Source organism: Halorubrum xinjiangense (assembly GCF_049604745.1).
Lineage (GTDB): Archaea > Halobacteriota > Halobacteria > Halobacteriales > Haloferacaceae > Halorubrum > Halorubrum xinjiangense_A.
Genome location: NZ_CP187140.1, coordinates 3,086,776 through 3,106,917, shown reverse-complemented (window position 1 = coordinate 3,106,917; position 20,142 = coordinate 3,086,776). Strand labels below are relative to the sequence as shown.

The window sequence follows — 20,142 nt, the reverse complement described above, 5'->3', positions numbered from 1 at the left end:
CTTGTCACACCGCGGGATCTCTCACTCGGGTCGATCGCTTATAAGTGACTTACGGACGTGAAAGCTTCCGTTCAGGGAAATAATCGCATGACTGCGTCGCCTCGTGTCCAAGTCGTGGCCGGAGGTTCGTGGGGAACGATCGAAATCTGACGGGGGAGAAGAGCGGAGACGGGAGTCGCCGGGGCCGGTCAGTGTTCGACCGCTTCCATCATCGAGAGCAACTGGTCGCGCTGGGACTGGTTACTCTGGCTATCCCCTTCCGGGTGAATGCCGACCATCGCGATCACGTCTTCGCTGTCCGCGTCGTCCGCAGTGTGTGGGACGGTAGCGATGTACAGGAGGACAGGGACGTCTTCGACGGACCCGCTCGAGTTGCCCGTCCCCTCGACGTCGGCACTGATCGTCGTCTCGAAGATCGGGACGGTGGTCTCTTCGCCGAGGATGGTCAGGGTCTCCTCGCCGCGCTCCTCGATGTCGTCCGTTTCGATGTCGGCGTTGCCGCCGCCGACGTCCTGCTGATTGATCTGGTTGAGGAGCTGGCGGATGAGCTCTGCTCCCTCCACCCTGACGAGGGGGTTGACTGACTGGCCGGCGACGGACGCATTCGGCGTGCTCGCCACGAACAGCGCCGACTGGGTCGTCGAGTTGGTGTACCGGGCGACCCAGGTCGTCGCCGTGACCTTCGCGTTCACGCCAGTGGCGTTGAACTCGCGGTCGATCGTGTACGACTCTGGATCCTCCCCGGAGTAGCCGTCCGCGTACGCGGACTCGGGAACGCGAGCGGGTTCCGCGTCGAACTCGTAGCTCCCGTCCTCGCCGGCGCATCCCGCGATAGCGACCGAGGTCGACGCCGCGAGTGCCGCGAGCAGTCCACGTCGTTTCATGTGTTCCGGTGGTCTACACAGTTCTTTAAGCCTATCGACGCGTCTATCGGTCTCGAGAACCCCGCAGCCGAAGGCACAAAGTTCACGTCGGGCCGCGCGCGACGTGAGGCAAATGGAACGTCGAGGACAAACCGGGCTGGTGGAAGCGCTCTTCTTAGACGTGATTCGCCTCCACGAGACGTGGATGGAGGTGGTCTTCCCGCGGCAGCTCGACCCGAGCGCCGTCCTGGGGAAGTGGAAGCCCGAGACGGCCGTCCAGTCGGTCGGCTACTACCTCTGGGCGGCGCTCGGCGCGCCGCTCGTCGCGGTCGCGTACCCGCTCCTCCTCGTCGGGTTCGCCACGCGCTACTACGCCGCGAAGCTCGACTCCGCGGTCACCCGCATCGGCGTCGCCGGCGCCGTGGTCGTCGCCGCCGTCGTCTGGGGGACGCTGACGGTTATCACGCACTTCCAACTCCCGTTCGACGCCGTGATCGCGGTCGGCGCCGCCAGCACGGTGGCGGTCGTCTCGGCCGCCCTCGCCGCCGGTTTCTCGAAGCTCGGCGGACGGTTCGTCAGCGTCCTGCTCGCGTACCCGTTCGCGATGAGCGCGCTGTTCCTCCCGCCGGTCGTCGCCGCGCTCGTCACGCCCACGCTGGAGGAGCTGATCCTCCCGCCGAGCTACGATCTCGCGCGGTGGATCCTCGACACGTTCCTCGCGGTCGGCGGGATAAACGAGGTCCTCCGCGGCGCGTTCGACCTGGAGACGTTCGGCGAGCAGTGGGGGCTCCCCGGACTCGGCTACGTGCTGATGTGGATCGGCATCTCGGTGCCGCTCGGGTGGTTCCTCGGCCTGCTCGTCGCGCTGGCGAACCTGATCCGGCCGACGTCGGACGCCTGACTCGGTCGGCCCACTCCTCGGAATCGTCCTACTCCTCGGGGTCGCACTTTTTTTCGGGGTCGTACTTCTCGCTGGCCGATTCGAACGTCGACGCCGAGCGCTCCGTCTCCCGCCGTCCCTCGCGTTCTGCGATCGCCTCGGGGTCCGGGCTCGCGTCGTCGTCGATCCGAGCGATCGACTTGTGGACCTTCGCATGACACCAGCGACAGAGGCCGACCGTGATCTCGTGCGCGTCGTCGCCGCCGTACGAGAGGTGGTGTTCCTCCACGAGCGGCCGGGAGTCGTCGTGGGCCAGCCGCACGTCCTCGAGTCCGCACCGTGCGCAGGTCTTCGCGTCCGTCGTGGACCGGTAGTGCGGGCACGCGGGCCACTCGCCGTCGGCGCCGACGTGGCAGTCGTAGCCGTCGGCGCGCCGGGCGGCCGCGAACTCGGGGTCGTTGCCCGCCCGCGTGAGCGCGAAGCGGCACCGGCCGTCGTCGGTGAGGTGGTCGCAGACGCCGGCGACCGCGTACGGGTCGTCGACGCCGACGGGAGTCCCGTCGGGAGTCCGGTCCATGCCGGCCGGTGGGGACGGACTCACTTCAATTCGGTCGGCCGTCTCGGAGGGAGAGCGATCGCCGGGCGCGTGGAATCGCGGACCGTTCAGACCAAGGAGGCGCCGTCGAAGTCCGTGCGGCCGTAGTCGACGTCGAGCAGCCGGAGGAGGGTGGGCGCGACGTCGAGGAGGTCGGCGTCCTCGACCGTCGCGTCCGGGTGGTCGACGAACAGCGCGGCGTCGTCGAAGGCGTGCATCCCGGTCCGGGGCCCGTCGGGATCGAACACGCCGTCGTGCGGACGGAACCCGGACTTGAGGTCGAACCCGTCGTTCGGGAGTACGACGAGGTCGGGGGCGATGGCGGCGTGGTCGCCCCGGAACACCGTCTCGCGGTCCACGACGCGGTCGGCGACCGGGTTCCCGTCGGGGCCGGTCCACGACTCCAGCGCCTCGCGAAGCTCCGCGCGCGTCTCCTCGTACTCGGACTCGGGGACGACGCCGTTCGGCTCGCGGCCCTCGACGTTGAGGTAGAAGCGGCCGGGGACGAGCGAGTACGCGCGGGCGTCGTCGTCGATGTCGGCGAGCGCGTCGTGGTCGTCGTCCTCGTAGGAGAGCCACCCCTCGCGTTCGAGCCACTCGTTGCAGTACACGTCGTATCGCAGGCGCCTAAACCCGTGCGTCGAGCCGACGACGAGCGTGACGTCGTCGGGGAGCGCCTCGCGGACCGATCCGATGTGGTCGTCGAGCGCGGCGTGGAAGGAGAGCAGCTCCTCGCGGTACGTGCCGCCGTCTTGGTAGTCGCCCCACAGGAAGTGGTTGACGCGGTCGGGGGCGGTGAAGACGCCGACGAAGAGGTCCCAGTCGTCGCGCTCGACGTACCGCTCGAAGGCCGCAGCGCGGGCGTCGAGGGTCTCCCGGGCGTGCTCTAAGAACGCGGTCTTGTCTTCCTTGTGGCCGAGCTTCGCGTTGACCGAGAGGCGGTAGTCGCTCTCGGTGAGGTACTCGCGCAGCTCCTCGGGGTGCGCGGCCGCGTCGAGGTCGGGCGAGAGGTAGCCCGAGACCATCCGCTGGACGGTGCGCTGCGGCGGGAAGGTGACGGGGACGTTCATCACGGTCGCGTCGAGCCCTGCGTCGGTCGCGCGGTCCCACACCCGGGGGGCTTGGACGTCGCGGCCCATCGGCACGTACGTGTCGTAGGAGCCGACCTCGCGGTCCTGGAACCCGTACACGCCCGTCTCACCGGGGTTCTTCCCCGTCGTGAGGCTCGGCCAGCACGCGCTCGACTCCGCCGGGACGATGCTGTCGATCCCGCCGCCCTCGCCGCCGTCCGCGATCGCCGACAGCGTCGGGAACGTCTCCGGGTTGTCGGCGACGAGCCGGTACGAGAGGCCGTCGATCCCGATAAACGCCACCCGCGGCGTGTCGCTCCCACGCAGCCGATCGAAGAGGCCCATACACACCCATCCGCGGTCGAAGGCAAAAGGATTGACATCGGCGGCCCGCGAAGCCGGGCGGAGCTCCGGGGCTCGGCCGCGATCGAACGACCGGTCAGAATCGTGGTCCGGAGACCCACATAGCCAAGTGGCCGCGGGGGAAGGTTCGAACGATGACCCGGGAGCCCGTGCGCGTGTTGCTCGCAGACGCCGACGACCGCTTCGCGGCGGCGCTCGGCGACGCGCTCGACCGGCTCTCGGACGGGACGACGGTGCGGCGCGTCCGGGACCACGCCGCCGCGGCGGCCGCCGTGGAGACGGAATCGTACGACTGCGTCGTCACCGAGTACGCCATCGGGGAAGCGTATCAGGACGGAGCCGCCGTCGACGACGCGGAGAGCGGCCTCGACCTCCTCCGCCGCGTCCGGGCCCACGACCCGGATCTTCCGGTGTTCCTCGTCACCGGAGCGGGCGACGAGCGGGTCGCGGCCGCGGCCGTCGACGCCGACGCGACGGGGTACGTCCGGAAGGGAGACCTGGACGACCCCGACGAAGGGGTCGCGGAGGCACTCGCGGATTCGCTCGCGGACCGGATCGTCCGCGCGGTCGCGACGTTCCGCGCCGACTCAGCGGCGGGCGCGCTCGGCGAGGATCGATCGGAGATCCTCGACCGGATGGCGGACGGCTTCGTCGCTGTCGACGACGACGACGCGATCGCCTATCTCAACGCTCAGGCGGCCGAGCTCGCCGGAACGGTGGACGACGAGGATGTAGCGGACGGCGACGTGACAGACGAAGACGGCGTCGCAGACGACGACGTAGCAGTCGACGACGGCGCGGTCGACGCGGACGCGCTCGTCGGGACGAACCTCTGGGACGCGTTCCCGAACGCGCGGGGAACGGAGTTCGAGGCCGCCTTCGAGCGCGCCAGAGAGACCGGCGAGCCGGCGGACGCGCGGACCTACTACGAGCCGGTCGACAGCTGGTTCGAGGCGCGCGTCTACCCCTCCGAGACCGGCGCCTCGGTGTACTTCCGCGACGTCACCGAGTCGGTCGAGGAGCGGGAGGAACTGCAGCGCCGGGAGCGGGTGATGCGCCGGCTCTACGAGATCATCTCGGCGAAGGACGACCCCTTCGAGCGGAAGGTCGAGAAGCTGCTCTCGCTCGGGCGCGACGTCCTCGGCGCGGAGTCGGGAGTGCTGTCGCGCGTCCAGGGGGACCGATACGTCGTCGAGGTCGCGGACGACGCGACCGGAGCGTTCGGCGCGGGCGCGGTCGTCGACCTCGCGGAAACCAACTGCGAGCGCGTCGTGACCACCGAGGCCTCGGTCCAGGTCCGCGACATCGCGTCCGACCCGGAGCTGTCGACGCGCGCGGGGTTCGTCCGGCAGGGCATCTCCTGTTACGTCGGCGCCCCCGTGGTCGTCGACGGCGAGGTGTACGGCACGTTCTGCTTCTACGACCGCGACGACCGACCGGTCCCGTTCTCCGAGTGGGAGACGACGCTGGTCGACCTGATGGCGCGGTGGGTCGGGTACGAGCTGGAGCGGCGGAAGACCCAAGCGGAGATACGCCGCGAGCGCGACCGGCTCGACCAGTTCGCCAGCGTCGTGAGCCACGACCTCCGGAGCCCGCTCAACGTCGCCGCCGGTAACGTCGACCTGGTCCGGGAGTCGCGGGACGACGAGCGCTTGGCGCGGACGGCGAAGGCGCTCGACCGGATGGAGGAGCTGATCGCCGACGCGCTCTCGTTCGCCCGGCTCGGCGAGCGCGTCGTCGACGCCGAGGACGTCGACCTCGACCGCGTCGTCGAGGCGGCGTGGGAGACGATCGCGACGGGCGAGTCGACGCTCGCGACCGAACCGCTCGGCACCGTGGTCGGGGACGCCTCGCGGATCCGAACGCTGTTCGAGAACCTGTTCCGCAACGCCGCCGAACACGGCAGGTCGGGAGACGGCGACGCGCCGACGGTGACGGTCGGCTGGGACGACGACCTCCTCTACGTCGCGGACGACGGACCGGGGATCCCGGAGGAAGAGCGCGAGCGCGTCTTCGAGACGGGGTACACGACGAGCAGCGAGGGGACCGGGTTCGGGCTCGGCATCGTCAAGGCGGTGGCCGAGGCCCACGGGTGGACCGTGCGGGCGACGACCGCCGACGACGGCGGCGCGCGCTTCGAGTTCGACGACGTGGTCCGCCGCCGAAACGGCTGAGCCGACCCGGCCACGGCGCGGTCGACTCCGCACCCGCGCCGCGGACTCGCTCGGGAGGCTTTTTGTCCGTGACCCGCCGAGGGCCCGACATGGAGACCCGACGCGCGCTGCTCGTCGACGCGTTCGCCGCGGAGCCGCTGGCCGGAAACGCCGCCGGCGTCGTCCCGGACGCGGAAGGGCTGAGCGACGGTCAGATGGCCGCGGTCGCCGCCGAACTCGGCGCCTCGGAGACCGCGTTCCTGACGGCCGACGACGGTGCGGCCGACGATGGCGCGGCCGACGACCGGCTCCGCTACTTCTCTCCGACCACGGAGGTGGACCTCTGCGGGCACGCCACGATCGCGACGTACGGCACCCTATTCGCCGAGGGGGCGATTGACGGCGGCGAGCGCACGGTCCGCACGAACGTCGGCGACATCACGGTCGCGGTCGACGACGACGGCACCGTCTGGATGCGACAGCAGGCCCCGAGCGTCGAGGTCGTCGACGTCGACCTGGAGCGGGTCGCGGCCGCGCTCGGGGTCGACCCCGCCGCACTGCGCGACGTGGGCGCGGACCTCCCCGTCGCGGTCGCGTCGACCGGCCTGCCGTTCCTCGTCGTGCCGGTGAACTTCTTGGAGCGGCTCGGCGAGGCCGACCCGGACGACGACGCGGTCGAGCGCCTCTCCGAGGAGTTCGACGTCGCGGGCGTGTACGCGTTCACCTTCGACGCGCTTGACGCCGACTCGACGCTCCACGGCCGGGCGTTCGTCCCCTCGCTCGGCATCTCGGAGGATCCCGTTACCGGCACCGCGAGCGGAGCGGTCGGGGGGTACCTCCGCCACGTCGACGCCTTCGAGGGCGACGAGCCGGACGAGCTGCGGTTCGAGCAGGGCCACTTCGTCGACCGGCCGGGCCACGTTCGCGTCCGCGTCGAAGCTGAGGGGGTCCGCGTCGGCGGGCAGGCGACCGTGGCGCTCGACGGCGAGATCCGGATCCCCGACGACGAGGAAGACGAGATTATCGAGGCGTGACGCCGTCGGGTCGGTCGCGGCCGCAGGGTCGATCGCGGACGTCTAGTCGATCGCACCCTGTCTCCCCGCACCGGAAGGCGGCGCCGCCGACCGAACGTTTAGCATCGCTCGCGACGTAGCGTTGTTATGGAGTTTGACCTTCCACGCGCGGCAGCGATCCTCGTACTGATCGTCGCGATCGGCGCCGGCGGCCTCATCGGCGCGGGGATGATGCCCCTTCAGACGACGCTGATGATGGTCGTGCCGTCGATGCTCGTCTTCGGCGCGCTGGCGTTCGCGATCGGCGTGAAACACGGCGAGTTCCGCGCGGGACACGCCTAATCGCGGCACGGAACGCCGTCCAGCGGCCCGACCGGGGACCACGACCCTTTTGAAACGGCGACGCGAACCGGGAGCCGTGCTGCCCGGGTCGCCACTCGTCGAGCTGCTGTTGATCGCCGGCGGCGTCGCCCTCCTCTACGCCGGCGCCGAGCTGCTCGTGTCGGGCGCGAGCGACCTCGCGCTCGCCGTCGGGCTGAAGGCGTCGACCGTCGGCGTCACCGTCGTGGCGTTCGCGACCACCGCCCCGGAGCTCTTCGTCTCCCTGCTCGGTGCCGTCACCGTGTCGACGGACATCGGCCTCGGCGCCATCGTCGGCTCGAACATCGCGAACATTGGGCTCGTTCTGGGCCTGTCCGCGCTCATCCGCCCGCTCGACGTCTCCGACACCGTGTTCCGTCGGCACGTCCCGTTTATGGTGCTGGCCGCGCTGCTGCTCGTCGGCCTCGGCTGGGACGGGCGGATCGGCCTCGTCGACGGCGCGGTGCTGCTCGCGGCGCTCGCCGCGTTCACCGCCGCGGTCCTCCGTAACGTCCAGCAGAACCAGTCGGCGATAACCGAGGCGGAGCGCGACGAGATGCCCGACGCGAGTCCGCGCGACGTCGCGATGGTGGTCGGCGGCATCGTGGCGCTCGTGCTCGGCTCGCGGTGGCTGATCGACGGCGGCGAGTCGCTGCTGTCGGCCGCCGGCTTCTCCGATATCTTCATCGGGCTCACCGTGCTGGCGCTCGGCACGTCGCTGCCGGAGCTGGCCGCCAGCGTCGTGGCCGCGGCGCGCGGCGAGGCCGAGTTCAGCGTCGGCAACGTCGTCGGCTCGAATATCTACAACGTCCTCGCGGTCATCGGCATCGTCGCCGTGGTGACCCCCATCGGCGTCGCCCCCGCCGTCCGCGGCTTCGAGTTCCCCGCGCTGCTCGTGTTCACGGCCGGCGCCGTCGGGATGATGGCGTACGGCGAGCGGGTGACCCGCGTCGACGGGGCGGCCCTCACCGTCGGCTACGGCGTCTTCGTGTACCTCCTGCTGCCGTAGCGGGGACCCCGTCCGGTGGGCCGAGTCCGGAAGAGGCCGCATGCGAACCGACGGGTATTCGGTCGCGGACGGCGGAGCCGGTGTCGTGATAGCGATCGTCGTCAGCCGGGCCGACAGCGCCTCGGCGCACATCGGCGAGCGGCTCTTGGAAGTCGGCGACTGGGAGGCCCGCGAGGACGGCTCACGCGCCGACGCCGACGGGGGCGGGACCTACTACCGGACGGACGGGTTCGAGCTTCGGGAGTCCGACGACCTCCACATCCGCCTGTCGGACCCGACGGCCGCGTTCGACTGCGACCCGGAGTTCCTCGCGTTCGTCTCCAGGCACTCGGGCGAGACCGGCGAACTCCTCACGGCGCACGTCACCGGGAACTTCGGCGGCGCCGAGTACGGCGGCGAGCCCGAGTCGCTGGCGCGGGCCGCGCCCGGGGCCGAGAAGCGCGTCGTCGAGGCGCTCGCGCGACACGCGCCTGAGGGCTACGATGTCGGCATCGAGTGCACCCACCACGGCCCGACGGACGTCGCCGTCCCCTCGCTGTTCGTTGAGCTGGGATCGGACGAGCCGCAGTGGGAGGATCCGGAGGCGGCCCGGGCGGTCGCGCGGGCGGTCCTCGACCTCCGGGGGACCGGCGCGGACTTAGTCGACGCCGACGCCGAGGGACACCCCCGCCACGTCGTCGGCTTCGGCGGCGGTCACTACGCGCCGCGGTTCACCCGCATCGTTCGCGAGACCGAGTGGGCGGTGGGCCACGTCGGCGCCGACTGGGCGCTCGCCGACCTCGGCGCGCCCGACGCGAACCGCGACGTGATCGAGGCCGCCTTCGATCGGAGCCGCGCCGACCGCGCCGTGATCGACGGTGACCACCCAGACCTCGTCGCGGTCGTCGAGGAGCTCGGGTACAAGGTAGTGAGCGAGACGTGGGTCCGCGAAGTCGGCGACGCGCCGCTCCCGCTCGTCGAACGCCTGGAGGCCGAGATCGGTCCCGTCGACGAGGGACTGCGGTTCGGTGGGGTCACACTCGACGGAGGGACGATCGACGACGCGGTCCGCGTCCGCGACCTCCCGGCGGACCTACTTGCGCGGGCGCAGGGGCTCGACGCCGACGCGGCGCGGGAGGCGGTCGAGTCCGTCGCCGTCGCGTTCGACACGGAACAGGGGGGGACCCGCGCGGCCGGGCGAGTCGCGTTCGCGACGGCCCCGGAGACGCGGGGGTACGCGGATCTCGTCGAGGAGTTGGCCGAGGTGCTGGAGGCGGGCTACGACGCGGTCGAGGTGGCGCCGGATCAGAATGCGGTCGTCGCCAAGGAGACGGCGTTCGACCCGGCGCTGGCGGCCGAGCGAGGCGTCCCGGAAGGGCCGGCGTTCGGGCGGCTGGCCGAAGGGGAGACCGTCGCGGTCGACGGCGAGACCGTCGAGCCGGAGGACGTGTCGCGGACGCGCACGGACCGGTTCCCGATCGACGCCGGCTCGCGCGACTGATTTATAAATAACGTCGCGATCGGCTGGCACGGGCGCGACGCCCGTACTCTCGGCGGTCGGCGGCGGACGCCGGTGATTTCGGCGTCCGACTCGCGTCAGACGAACGGGCAAAAATAAATACGTCCGGGTCGCAACCACACCATATAATGGACTCCATCGTTGAGGACGCCATCGACGAAGCCGAAGAGGCCCCCGCAGAGGACGCCGGGGGAGCCGGCGAGAGCGCCGCCGGAGGGAGCGCCGGCGCGCCGCCACAGACTGGAACGATGACCGACGACGAGCTGCAGGACGTCCTCCAAGACCTCCAGACGAACATCACGGTCGTCGGCTGCGGGGGCGCCGGCGGCAACACGGTCAACCGCATGACCGAGGAGGGCATTCACGGCGCGAAGCTGGTCGCGGCCAACACCGACGTCCAGCACCTCGTCAACATCGAGGCGGACACGAAGATCCTCATGGGCCAGCAGAAGACGCAGGGCCGCGGCGCCGGCTCGCTTCCGCAGGTCGGCGAGGAGGCCGCCATCGAGTCCCAAGAGGAGATTCAAGACGCCATCGACGGCTCCGACATGGTGTTCGTCACCGCCGGGCTCGGCGGGGGCACCGGAACCGGCTCCGCGCCGGTCGTCGCGAAGGCCGCCCGCGAGTCGGGGGCTCTGACCATCGCCATCGTCACGACGCCGTTCACGGCCGAGGGCGAGGTCCGCCGAACGAACGCGGAGGCCGGCCTGGAGCGCCTTCGAGACGTGAGCGACACGGTCATCGTCGTCCCCAACGACCGCCTGCTCGACGCGGTCGGGAAGCTCCCGGTCCGGCAGGCGTTCAAGGTATCCGACGAGGTGCTGATGCGCTCGGTGAAGGGGATCACGGAGCTCATCACGATGCCGGGGCTCGTCAACCTCGACTTCGCTGACGTCCGCACGGTGATGGAGAAGGGCGGCGTCGCGATGATCGGCCTCGGCGAGTCCGACTCCGACTCGAAGGCGCAGGACTCCGTGAAGTCGGCGCTCCGCTCGCCGCTGCTCGACGTCGACATCTCCGGCGCGAACTCCGCGTTGGTGAACGTCACCGGCGGCACCGACATGTCCATCGAGGAGGCCGAGGGCGTCGTCGAAGAGATCTACGACCGCATCGACCCCGACGCGCGGATCATCTGGGGGACCTCCGTCGACGACGAGCTCGAAGGCGAGATGCGCACGATGATCGTCGTGACCGGCGTCGAGTCGCCGCAGATCTACGGCAGCAACGGCGAGCCGCCGGAGGGGGGCGCGCCGAGCGACGTCGAGGACATCGACTACGTGGAGTAGTCCGCCCGCTTCGGGGCCGCATCAAAAGGTAAAAACCGTCTCGTCTCGAATCGTTCGGTAACATGGACGTTCCGTACGACCTCAACAGCTACATTCGGGTGCTGAAGCTGGCGAGCACGCCGAGCACCGACGAGTTCCTCCAGGTGTCGAAGATCGCTGGCGCCGGGATTCTGCTCATCGGGTTCATCGGGTTCCTGATCTTCGCGATCATGAGCCTGATCCCGGGGGTCGGCGCGTAATGCCGATCTACTCGGTCAAGACGACGGCGAGCCAAGAGCGCACCGTCGCCGACATGGTCGCCGAGAAGGAGGCGCCGGAGATCCAGGCCGTCATCGCCCCCGACCAGCTCACGAGCTACGTGATGGTCGAGGCGACCGACGGGACCGCATTCGGGCGGATCCTCGACGAGATCCCGCACGCCCGCGGCGTCATTCAGGGCGGCGACGGGCCCGCCGAGAGCCCCTTCTCCGAGGTCGAACACTTCCTCTCGCCGACCCCGGACGTGGAGGGGATCGCCGAGGGCGACATCGTCGAGCTGATCGCCGGCCCCTTCAAGGGCGAGAAGGCGCGCGTCCAGCGGATCGACGAGGGGAAAGACCAGGTGACCGTCGAGCTGTACGAAGCGACGGTCCCGATTCCGGTGACGGTCCGCGGCGACCAGATCCGCGTGCTCGACAGCGAGGAGCGGTAGCTCCTCATATTGAGCGAGCGGCGCTGAGGCGAAGCGACGCGCGGCGGACCGGTCCGGCGCTCTGACGCCGGCGCCGCACGCAACGACAAGGGCTTTATTCGACGACGACCGACCGCACGGATATGTTCGGCCACGGCGCGCCGGCGGTGTTGAGCGTGATCCCCGACACGTTCACGTTCGCGTGGATCGTCGCGATCCTCTTCGCGACGGCGTGGCTGCTCGACAGCCGCGGGCTGTCCGCGGGGCGGACGCTCGCGGCCGCGACGTGGGCGCTGTTCGGGCTGTTCTGGCTGTCGACGGTGCCGTACTTCGCGTTCGAACACCAGAGCTACGTCGAGTCGATCCTCGCGCTCGTCGGCTTCCCCGCCAGCGTGTACGCGGGGTACCTCCTGTACGACGGTCGGGCATCGCTTTTCACCCTCACCCGGGCCATCGCACTCATGTTATTCATCTACCTCCCGTTCGAGACGATCCCGGCGTTCACGTTCGCCGGGATCGCTGTCCCGGAGCCCCGTCGGGTCCTCATCGAGATCGTCGCTTCACAGACCGGGACCCTCATCGACCTCCTCGGGTACGCGCCGGAGGCGGTGACGAGCAGCGAGGGGTACGACGCCGCGTACTCGTGGACGCTCGACGACGGCCACACGGTCATCATCCACATCGTGCTGGCGTGTACAGGACTGGGGAGCATGGCCATCTTCGGCGGCCTCGTGGCCGCCGTCGAGGCGCCGCTCTCGCGGAAGCTCCGCGCGCTCGCGGTGTCGCTCCCGCTCATCTACGTCCTCAACATCCTCCGGACGACGTTCATCTCGGTGGTGGCGGGCAACCAGTACATGCACTGGTACCCGGACCTCGTGTTGACGATGTTCGGCGCGACCGACCCGTACCGCGTCTCCTTCCTCATCTCCGACCGGATCATGAGCCAGCTGTTGGCGGTCGTGGCGCTCATCGCGATCACCTTCCTCGCGGTGCGCGAGCTGCCAGAGCTCGCGGTCATCTTAGAGGACGTCCTCTACCTCATCACCGGCGAGGAACACGACCTGACGGAGTCGCTCGACCTCCCGCGCGAGCCGACGAACCGATAGGGCCGGAACCCGGTTCCCGGCACCGGCGGGCGGCCGAGGGCGGTCGCGTCCCGGAGTAATTCCGAGAATACATAGCGCTATATAGCAAGCTATAGGCGTGGGCGACGGATACGAGCGACAATGACTGCGAGGACGCGAGACTGGTCGCCGGGCTCCGACCGCAGAGCGCGGCCGCGACGGGGTGGTCGCCGGTGCTGAGCGGGGTCGATCCGTTCGTCTACCTGGAGACGAACGTCGCCAAGCTGGTCCTCGCGACCGCGCTCGGGATGTTCCTCGGGCTGGAGCGGGAGTGGTCTCAGAAGTCGGCCGGAATCCGGACGTTCGCGCTCGTCAGCCTCGCCGCGGCCGTGTTCTCGCTGCTCGACGAGCCCGGGCTGCTCGTCATCGGGGGCGTGCTGGTGGTCGCCAGCGCGGTGTTGCTCGCGGTCCGGAGCTTCGTCGAGCCCGACGTCGACGGGCTCTCGCTGACGACGTCGGCGTCGATGCTCGTCGCGTACGGGGTCGGGGTCCTCGTCGCGGAGGGGCTGTTCATCGAGTCGGTGACGGTGGCGGTGCTATCGTCGCTGCTGCTCGTGTTGAAGCGAGAGCTCCACGAGTTCGCGTGGGGGCTCTCGCGCGAGGAGGTCCGCAGCGCGGTGGAGTTCACCATCCTCGCGTTCGTCGTCTTCCCGCTCTTACCCGCCGAGACGGTCGACCCGTGGAACGCGGTCCAGCCGCGGCTCGTCTGGTCGCTGGTGGTCGCGGTCAGCGCCATCGGCTTCGTCAACTACGTCCTCGTCAAGCGGTACCAAGGGCGCGGCTACGCGGTGACGGGCTTCTTCGGCGGGCTCGTCAACTCGACGGCCGTCGTCGCCGAGATGGCGAAGCGCGCGAAGGGGCGCGCGGACCTCGGCGACATCGCGGTGGGGTCGATACTCCTCGCGAACGCGGCGATGGCCTTCCGGAACGCCGCGGTGGTGGCCGTCTTCGTCCCCGAGGCGGCGCTCGTCGTCGGCCTCCCGCTCGGCGCGATCACCCTCGCGGGGATCGGCGTCGCGGTGTGGCGCAGCGACTGGCGGACAACGATGGAGGCCGAGCTCACCTCCCCGTTCAGCCTCCGGAACGCGCTCACCTTCGGCGGGCTCTTCCTCGTCGTGCTGCTCGTCTCGGCGGTCGCCGAGGAGACGTTCGGCGCGGGCGGGTTCGTCGCCACCTCCTTCCTCGCCGGGCTGGTGTCGTCGGGGACCTCGACCACCACGGCCGTCTCGCTGCTCGGGACCGGTCAGATCGGGGTCGACACCGCGGTCGCGGGCGTGGTCGCCGGCACCGCAGCCAGCATCCTGATCAAGACCGCCTTCGCGGCGAGCATCGCGCGCGAGCTGGTCCGGCCGGTGTTCCTCTGGAACCTGCTGTTGATCGTCGTGGGGATACTCGCCGGGCTGCCGCTGTTGTTATTTTAAAAAAGCCTCGGCCGCGGCGTGCGGTCGGTTTCGGGGGCGCCTCGCCTCAGGAGAGGTGTTCGGCGATGTCCGTCGACGAGACCATCCCCACGTAGTCGTCGTCGACGACCGGGAGGTGTTTCACGCCGTACATCGTCATCATCGCGGCGACCTCCTGCATCATCAGGTCGGGCGTCACCGTCTCGACGTCCTCGGTCATCACGTCGCGGACCGTCGTCGCCTCGGGGTCGCGCCCGTCGGCGACCGCCCCGACGACGTCGCTCTGCGTGACGATACAGCCGCCGCCGGTCGTCACGACCAGCGCGCTGATCCCCCCGTCGCGCATCCGTCGGGCGGCGTCCCGAATGGGCTCGTTCGCGCCGATCGTCTCCAGCGGCGTCGACATCACGTCCGCGACGCGGGTTCTGTCGTCGAGATCCATGCGACGATGTGTGTTACCGTATCACATTACTCTTCCGGAACGCACAACGCGAGGCGCGTTTCGGTTCCGGTCCGTCCGTCACCGCGCCTTCGAGAGGTGCGCCGTGAGGTCCGTCGTCGACACGATCCCGATCGCCCTGCCGTCGGCGTCGGTCACCGGGAGGTGAGTGTAGCCGTGCGCGGTCGGCTGCGCCAGTTCGGCGACGGTGTCCTCGCGGCCGACCGTGACGACGTCGGTGGTCATGAACGCCTCGACCGGCGTCCGGTCCTTCGGATCGTTGTCGCGGACAAGCGCGACGAAGTCAGTCGCGGTGATCAGCCCGGCGAGCGTCCCGTCGGGCTCGACGACGAGGATCGAGCTGACGCCGGTCTCGCGCATTTTCTTCGCCGCGTCGGCCGCGGCGGCCCCGCGGTCGATCGTGGTGAGGTCGGTCGACATGAGCCGGTCGACGGGCACGTCTTTCATGGAACGTGGTAACGCGAGGCACGGTAATCAAACGTCCGGTCGGCGGGGGCAGTCGCGGGACCCGACCGTGCGGTCCGACCGCGAGCGGCCTCAGTCCTCGACGAGCGACTCCGGAGCGCCGGCGAGCCCGACGAGGGCGTCCGCCTCGACGTGGTGGAGGTCGCCGGGGATCACGAGCAGGTGGAGCGGGTCACCAAACTCGCGGTCCGCGAGCGCGCTCAGCCGATCGGCCGCGACGACCGCGTCGGGAGAGCCGGCGCGCGCGACGACGACCGCGAGCTCGTCGCCCCAGTTATCAGCCAGCAAGCCGGCGGCGACGTCCGCGGTCATGTACTCCTCGTGGTCGGGGTCGGGGCCGGTCGGCCCCGTCCCGACCTTGATGTCGAGGTAGACGACGGTGTGGAGCCCGCGCTCCCGGTTCGCCTCGATGGTCTCGATCACGCTCGCGGGCACGTCGTCGCCGCCGTGCGCGTACGGGAACGGCAGCGTCGTCGCCTTGCCGAACCGGTAGTTCTGGAGCCCGGTCAGGCTCGACGCGGCGGACTGAGCCGTCACGCCGTGGATCACCCGCGTGTCGATCCCGCGCTCCTCGGCGCGGAGGCGGAGGTCGGTGTGGGTGGTCGAGATCATCGTGTCGCCGGCGGTGAGGAACGCCGCGTCGCCGGACGCGGCCGCCTCGAGGATCGGCTCCGGGTCCTGCTCCACGCCGGCGCGGTCGCGGACCTCGACGTCGACGCCGTGGTGCGCCTCCAGGTCGGCGACGTCGGCGCCGACCAGCCGGCTTGTGTAGAACTCCGCGAAGACGCGGTCGGCCGCGCGCAGCGCCTCCCGTCCCTCGACGGTGACGGAGCGCTCGTCGTAGAGGCCGAGCCCGATGAACGTGAGCATGCGACCGCTCGGCGCGCGGCGAAGTAAAAGGGCGCGAAACCCCGGCCGACACCAAGGGCACGAAACCCCGGCCGACACCATGAGACTATGTGACACCCTAATAGACCTTCATGATTGTTCCTTGTGATTCCATAGCAAGCCCTAAGAGGGAACCAACACAACTTCGTGCCACGAGGCCCACTCGGGCTCACACACCACTATGACTGACGACGAACTCATCTGGCGGATATCGGGGGGATCCGGTGACGGGATCGCTTCGACCAGCCAGAACTTCGCGAAGGCCTTGATGCGATCGGGGCTCAACGTCTTCACGCATCGGCACTACCCGTCGCGGATCCGCGGCGGTCACACCTACACGGAGGTCCGCGCGTCGGCGGGCCCCGTCGAATCCCGGGGCGACGGCTACAACTTCCTGCTCGCGCTTGGCGACTCGTTCGCCCGCAACCCGCAGGAGGAGGCCGTCTACGGCAACGAGGAGATCAAGCCGCTCTCGGAGAACTTAGACGAGCTCCGCGAGGGCGGGGTCATCGTCTACGACGAGGGACTGTTAGACGCCTCGGAGATTCCGAACTTCGACGAGCGCGTCGAAGAGAACAACTGGCACGTCTACCCCCTCGACCTCCGCGGGCTCGCCCGCGACCAGGGGCGCGAGGTCATGCGGAACACCGCCGGCGTCGGCGCGACCTGCGCGCTGACCGGGATGGACCTCGACCACGTGCAAGACCTCATGCGCGACGCGATGCCGGAGAAGATCCTCGAGCCGAACCTCGAGATCCTCCAGATCGCGTACGACCAGGTCCGCGAGGAGTACGACGTGGACGCCCCGGACGTGTCGGTACCGACGGGCGAACACGACGAAGAGCAGCTGCTCATGTCCGGCTCGGACGCCATCTCCTACGGCGCCATCGACGAGGGCTGCCGGTTCATCGCCGGCTACCCGATGACGCCGTGGACCGAGGTGTTCACCATCATGACGCAGAACCTGCCGAAGCTCGACGGTATCTCCGAGCAGGTGGAAGACGAGATCGCTGCGGCCGCGCTCGCGGTCGGCGCCTCGCACGCCGGCGTCAAGGCGATGTCCGGCTCCTCCGGCGGCGGCTTCGCGCTGATGTCCGAACCGCTCGGGCTCGCGGAGATGACGGAGACGCCCGTCGTCCTCGTCGAGGCCATGCGCGCCGGCCCCTCGACCGGGATGCCGACGAAGCCGGAGCAGTCCGACCTCGAACACGTCCTCTACACCTCGCAGGGCGACTCCCAGCGGGTCGTCCTCGCCCCGGGGACCGTCGAGGAGGCGTACGAGCAGTCACGGCTCGCCTTCCGGCTGGCCTACGAGTACCAGATCCCGTCGATCCTTCTGTACGACCAGAAGCTCGGCGGCGAGCTGAAGAACGTCCCGAAGAGCCACTTCGACCGCGAGCCGAACCCGACGCTCGGGAAGACGCTCTCGGAGGACGCGCTGGCCGACGAGCCGCACAGCGAGGACGGGAAGTTCCACCGGTTCCAGCACGACGTCGAGGACGGCGTCTCGCCGCGGTCGATCCCCGGCCAGAAGGGCGGTCGCTTCCTCGCGACCGGCAACGAGCACGACCCCACCGGGCACATCGCCGAGTCGCCCGACAACCGCGTCGCGCAGATCGACCGGCGGACCCAGAAGCTGGAGGCCATCCGCGACGACCTCGATCAGGAGGATACCGGCTCGTATGCCGGCCCCGAGGACGCCGAGTACGGCATCCTCACGTTCGGTAGCCAGCAGGGGACCGTTGAGGAGGCCGTCGGTCGCCTCAACGACGCCGGGATTTCGGTGAAGTCCTACGGCGTCTCCGACATGCTCCCGTTCCCGACCGAGCAGGTCGAGGCGTTCGTCGAGAGCGTCGACGAGGTCCTCGTCGTCGAGATGACGGCGTCCGGACAGTTCCGCGGGCTCGTTCAGAAGAACCTCGGCCGCTACGGCGAGAAGCTGTCGAGCCTGCTGAAGTACAACGGGAACCCGTTCGAGCCGGCGGAGATCGTCGACGGGTTCGAGGCCGCCATCGTCGAGGGCGACGGCGACGCGTCCGGCCATCAGACCACCTTCGTCCCAGCCGCAGGTGACTAACCAATGAGCACGTTTTCAGCAATCGGTGACGAGCGAGAGATCGACCGCGACGAGTACACCCCCGGCGTCGAGCCGCAGCCGACCTGGTGTCCGGGCTGCGGTGACTTCAGTGTCCTGAAGGCGCTGAAACAGGCGCTTCCGGAGGTCGGGCGCACGCCCGAGGAGACCCTGCTTTGCACCGGGATCGGCTGTTCGGGCAAGCTGAACAGCTACCTCGACACGTACGGGTTCCACACGATCCACGGGCGCTCGCTGCCCGTGGCCCGTGCCGCGAAGCTCGCGAACCCCGACCTCGAAGTGATCGCCGCCGGCGGCGACGGCGACGGCTACGGGATCGGCGGGAACCACTTCATCCACACGGCCCGGGAGAACCACGATATGACCTACATCGTGTTCAACAACGAGATCTTCGGGCTCACGAAGGGGCAGACCTCCCCGACCAGCCCGAAGGGCCACAAGTCGAAGACGCAGCCCTCGGGCAGCGCCAAGGAGCCGATCAAGCCGCTCTCGATGTCGCTGAACGCCGGCGCCTCCTACGTCGCCCGGACGGCCGCGGTGAACCCGAACCAGGCGAAGGAGATCATCATCGAGGCGATCGAACACGACGGGTTCGCGCACGTCGACTTCCTCACCCAGTGTCCGACTTGGAACAAGGACGCGCGCCAGTACGTCCCGTACATCGACGTCAACGAGTCCGACGACTACGAGTTCGACAAGACGGACCGCGTCGAGGCCGCGGAGATGATGCGTGAGACCGAGGAGTCGCTGTACGAGGGCGAGGTCCTCACCGGCCGCTTCTACGTCGACGAGGAGCGTCCCTCCTACGGCGAGGAGAAGCAGGCGATCGGCGAGATGCCCGACGAGCCGCTCGCCGAGCGCTACTGGGACGACGACTACGAGTGGGAGCGCTCCCACGACATGTTCCTCGACAAACACGCCTGAGCGGGATCGGCGGCCGTTCACGGCGCCGTGCGTTCGTTTTTTGATTCGCAAGGTATTTTTTCATTGGTGACAAACGGAGTAGTATGAGTACCGTATCGACGGAAGAACGGATCCTCTCCGTGTTAGAAGAGGACGCGCAGGCGTCCTGCGGGGAGATCGCCGAGCGGGCCGACGTCTCGAAGCCGACGGTGCGGAAGTACATCGACCGCCTCGAGGAGCGAGGCGTGATCGTCGGCTACTCGGCGGAGGTCGACCCGAAGAAGCTCTCGTCGCAGTCGATCGCCATGGTCGGGATGGACGTCGACTCCGGACAGTACGTGGAGGCCACCCGCGAGCTGAAGTCGCTCGACGAGGTCCAGGCGCTGTACACTTCCTCGGGCGACCACATGCTGATGGCCGAGGTCCGCGCCGGCGACGGCGACGAGCTCGGCGACGTCATCTCCGAGAAGCTGCTCGGCGTCGACGGCGTCACCGCGGCGCACCCCTCGTTCCTCCAAGAGCGGCTGAAGTAGATCGGCCGGCGGCCGGAGCCCTTTCTCGCCGTACCCGCGTCAAGCGAGCACCCGCGGGTCCGCGACGACGACCGACTCGTCGCCCGCCGGCCCTCTGCGGGTCCCGCGCGGCGCGAACCCGTGCGCGCTGAAGAACTCCTCTGCGCTGGGGCGGTCCGGCGGGACCGTCGCACGGAGCACCTCGATGTCGCGGTCGGCGAGCGCGTCCCCGACGCGGGCGAGCAGCTCGTCCGCGACTCCCTCTCCCGCGCGGTTCGGGTGGACCCACAGCGCCAGCAGCTCCGCTTCGGTGCCGTCCGGGTCCGGGTGCGCGATCGCCAGGCCGACGGGCCCCTCCTCGTCGTGTTCCATCAGGAACGACCACTCCGCCTCGGCGGCGGCCTCGCGGACTCCGGCGGCGGACACGTCAAGCAGGGGCGCGCCGATGTCGTCGAACACCGTCTCCTCGCGGGCTCGTGACACCGCGGTCCGCAACGCCTCCGCGTCGTCGGGGCGAGCCGCCCGGACATACATG

Annotated in this window: 21 protein-coding genes; 14 read left to right on the top strand and 7 right to left on the bottom strand. The window is 69.5% G+C overall.

Features of this window, described 5'->3' with window-relative positions; genetic code table 11:
- Nucleotides 1–188 precede the first annotated feature (188 nt).
- Nucleotides 189–884 carry a DUF6517 family protein gene (locus ACOZ35_RS16770; RefSeq protein ID WP_424014622.1) on the bottom strand — a complete coding sequence of 232 codons (696 nt, stop codon included), beginning with the start codon at nt 882–884 and terminating at the stop codon, nt 189–191.
- A gap of 139 nt (nt 885–1,023) precedes the next feature.
- Between ACOZ35_RS16770 and ACOZ35_RS16765 the strand changes: the two genes are divergently transcribed.
- Nucleotides 1,024–1,764 carry a hypothetical protein gene (locus tag ACOZ35_RS16765; RefSeq protein ID WP_424016090.1) on the top strand — a complete coding sequence of 247 codons (741 nt, stop codon included), beginning with the start codon at nt 1,024–1,026 and terminating at the stop codon, nt 1,762–1,764.
- Between the two features lie 28 nt (nt 1,765–1,792).
- On the opposite strand, the gene ACOZ35_RS16760 is transcribed toward ACOZ35_RS16765, so the two are convergent.
- Together ACOZ35_RS16760 and ACOZ35_RS16755 are read right to left on the bottom strand one after the other, a co-directional pair.
- A complete protein-coding gene (locus tag ACOZ35_RS16760; RefSeq protein WP_424014621.1) occupies nt 1,793–2,320 on the bottom strand; it encodes a DUF7097 family protein in 528 nt (175 codons plus the stop codon).
- A gap of 86 nt (nt 2,321–2,406) precedes the next feature.
- Nucleotides 2,407–3,753 carry an alkaline phosphatase family protein gene (locus ACOZ35_RS16755; RefSeq protein ID WP_424014620.1) on the bottom strand — a complete coding sequence of 449 codons (1,347 nt, stop codon included), beginning with the start codon at nt 3,751–3,753 and terminating at the stop codon, nt 2,407–2,409.
- A 152-nt stretch (nt 3,754–3,905) separates the two neighbouring features.
- Here ACOZ35_RS16755 and ACOZ35_RS16750 point away from each other — a divergent pair, with 152 nt between their 5' ends.
- From ACOZ35_RS16750 to ACOZ35_RS16705, 10 genes are all read left to right on the top strand, one after another.
- Nucleotides 3,906–5,945 carry an ATP-binding protein gene (locus ACOZ35_RS16750; RefSeq protein ID WP_424014619.1) on the top strand — a complete coding sequence of 680 codons (2,040 nt, stop codon included), beginning with the start codon at nt 3,906–3,908 and terminating at the stop codon, nt 5,943–5,945.
- An 89-nt stretch (nt 5,946–6,034) separates the two neighbouring features.
- On the top strand, nt 6,035–6,958 hold the full coding sequence (locus ACOZ35_RS16745) for a PhzF family phenazine biosynthesis protein (RefSeq protein ID WP_424014618.1): 924 nt from the start codon (nt 6,035–6,037) through the stop codon (nt 6,956–6,958).
- Between the two features lie 126 nt (nt 6,959–7,084).
- Nucleotides 7,085–7,279 carry a DUF7333 family protein gene (locus ACOZ35_RS16740; RefSeq protein ID WP_424014617.1) on the top strand — a complete coding sequence of 65 codons (195 nt, stop codon included), beginning with the start codon at nt 7,085–7,087 and terminating at the stop codon, nt 7,277–7,279.
- Between the two features lie 76 nt (nt 7,280–7,355).
- A complete protein-coding gene (locus ACOZ35_RS16735; RefSeq protein ID WP_424014616.1) occupies nt 7,356–8,306 on the top strand; it encodes a calcium/sodium antiporter in 951 nt (316 codons plus the stop codon).
- Nucleotides 8,307–8,391: 85 nt separating this feature from the next.
- On the top strand, nt 8,392–9,786 hold the full coding sequence (locus ACOZ35_RS16730; protein WP_424016089.1) for a D-aminoacyl-tRNA deacylase: 1,395 nt from the start codon (nt 8,392–8,394) through the stop codon (nt 9,784–9,786).
- A 146-nt stretch (nt 9,787–9,932) separates the two neighbouring features.
- Nucleotides 9,933–11,090: a cell division protein FtsZ gene (gene ftsZ / locus ACOZ35_RS16725; protein WP_086220492.1), complete on the top strand. Its 1,158-nt coding sequence runs from the start codon at nt 9,933–9,935 to the stop codon at nt 11,088–11,090.
- Nucleotides 11,091–11,152: 62 nt separating this feature from the next.
- Nucleotides 11,153–11,329: a protein translocase SEC61 complex subunit gamma gene (locus tag ACOZ35_RS16720; protein ID WP_004598344.1), complete on the top strand. Its 177-nt coding sequence runs from the start codon at nt 11,153–11,155 to the stop codon at nt 11,327–11,329.
- Nucleotides 11,329–11,781, top strand: a complete 453-nt coding sequence (locus tag ACOZ35_RS16715) for a transcription elongation factor Spt5 (RefSeq protein WP_424014615.1) — start codon at nt 11,329–11,331, stop codon at nt 11,779–11,781. Before ACOZ35_RS16720 ends, ACOZ35_RS16715 begins: the two co-directional genes overlap by 1 nt.
- Before the next feature lie 122 nt (nt 11,782–11,903).
- Complete coding sequence (artA, locus tag ACOZ35_RS16710) at nt 11,904–12,866, top strand: archaeosortase A (protein ID WP_424014614.1); 963 nt, start codon at nt 11,904–11,906, stop codon at nt 12,864–12,866.
- A 191-nt stretch (nt 12,867–13,057) separates the two neighbouring features.
- Nucleotides 13,058–14,305 carry an MgtC/SapB family protein gene (locus tag ACOZ35_RS16705; RefSeq protein WP_424014613.1) on the top strand — a complete coding sequence of 416 codons (1,248 nt, stop codon included), beginning with the start codon at nt 13,058–13,060 and terminating at the stop codon, nt 14,303–14,305.
- A gap of 46 nt (nt 14,306–14,351) precedes the next feature.
- Here the strand turns inward: ACOZ35_RS16705 and ACOZ35_RS16700 are convergent, their stop codons facing one another.
- The 3 genes from ACOZ35_RS16700 to dph5 form a co-directional block, all read right to left on the bottom strand.
- Nucleotides 14,352–14,726 carry a cyclic nucleotide-binding/CBS domain-containing protein gene (locus ACOZ35_RS16700; RefSeq protein ID WP_424014612.1) on the bottom strand — a complete coding sequence of 125 codons (375 nt, stop codon included), beginning with the start codon at nt 14,724–14,726 and terminating at the stop codon, nt 14,352–14,354.
- 78 nt (nt 14,727–14,804) lie between these two features.
- On the bottom strand, nt 14,805–15,191 hold the full coding sequence (locus tag ACOZ35_RS16695) for a cyclic nucleotide-binding/CBS domain-containing protein (protein WP_424014611.1): 387 nt from the start codon (nt 15,189–15,191) through the stop codon (nt 14,805–14,807).
- A 90-nt stretch (nt 15,192–15,281) separates the two neighbouring features.
- A complete protein-coding gene (gene dph5, locus ACOZ35_RS16690) occupies nt 15,282–16,079 on the bottom strand; it encodes a diphthine synthase (protein WP_424014610.1) in 798 nt (265 codons plus the stop codon).
- Nucleotides 16,080–16,278: 199 nt separating this feature from the next.
- On the opposite strand from dph5, the gene ACOZ35_RS16685 reads away from it, so the two are divergent.
- The 3 genes from ACOZ35_RS16685 (at nt 16,279) to lrpA1 (ending at nt 19,628) form a co-directional block, all read left to right on the top strand.
- Nucleotides 16,279–18,174: a 2-oxoacid:acceptor oxidoreductase subunit alpha gene (locus tag ACOZ35_RS16685; protein ID WP_424014609.1), complete on the top strand. Its 1,896-nt coding sequence runs from the start codon at nt 16,279–16,281 to the stop codon at nt 18,172–18,174.
- 3 nt (nt 18,175–18,177) lie between these two features.
- Nucleotides 18,178–19,116 (top strand): thiamine pyrophosphate-dependent enzyme, encoded by a 939-nt coding sequence (locus ACOZ35_RS16680; RefSeq protein WP_424014608.1) that lies wholly within the window; start codon nt 18,178–18,180, stop codon nt 19,114–19,116.
- Nucleotides 19,117–19,199: 83 nt separating this feature from the next.
- Nucleotides 19,200–19,628, top strand: coding sequence for an HTH-type transcriptional regulator LrpA1 (gene lrpA1 / locus ACOZ35_RS16675; protein WP_004598353.1), 429 nt, complete (start codon nt 19,200–19,202; stop codon nt 19,626–19,628).
- Nucleotides 19,629–19,667: 39 nt separating this feature from the next.
- Here the strand turns inward: lrpA1 and ACOZ35_RS16670 are convergent, their stop codons facing one another.
- Entirely contained in the window at nt 19,668–20,141 is a 474-nt protein-coding gene (locus tag ACOZ35_RS16670; RefSeq protein ID WP_424014607.1) for a GNAT family N-acetyltransferase, read from the bottom strand.
- Nucleotide 20,142 lies beyond the last annotated feature (1 nt).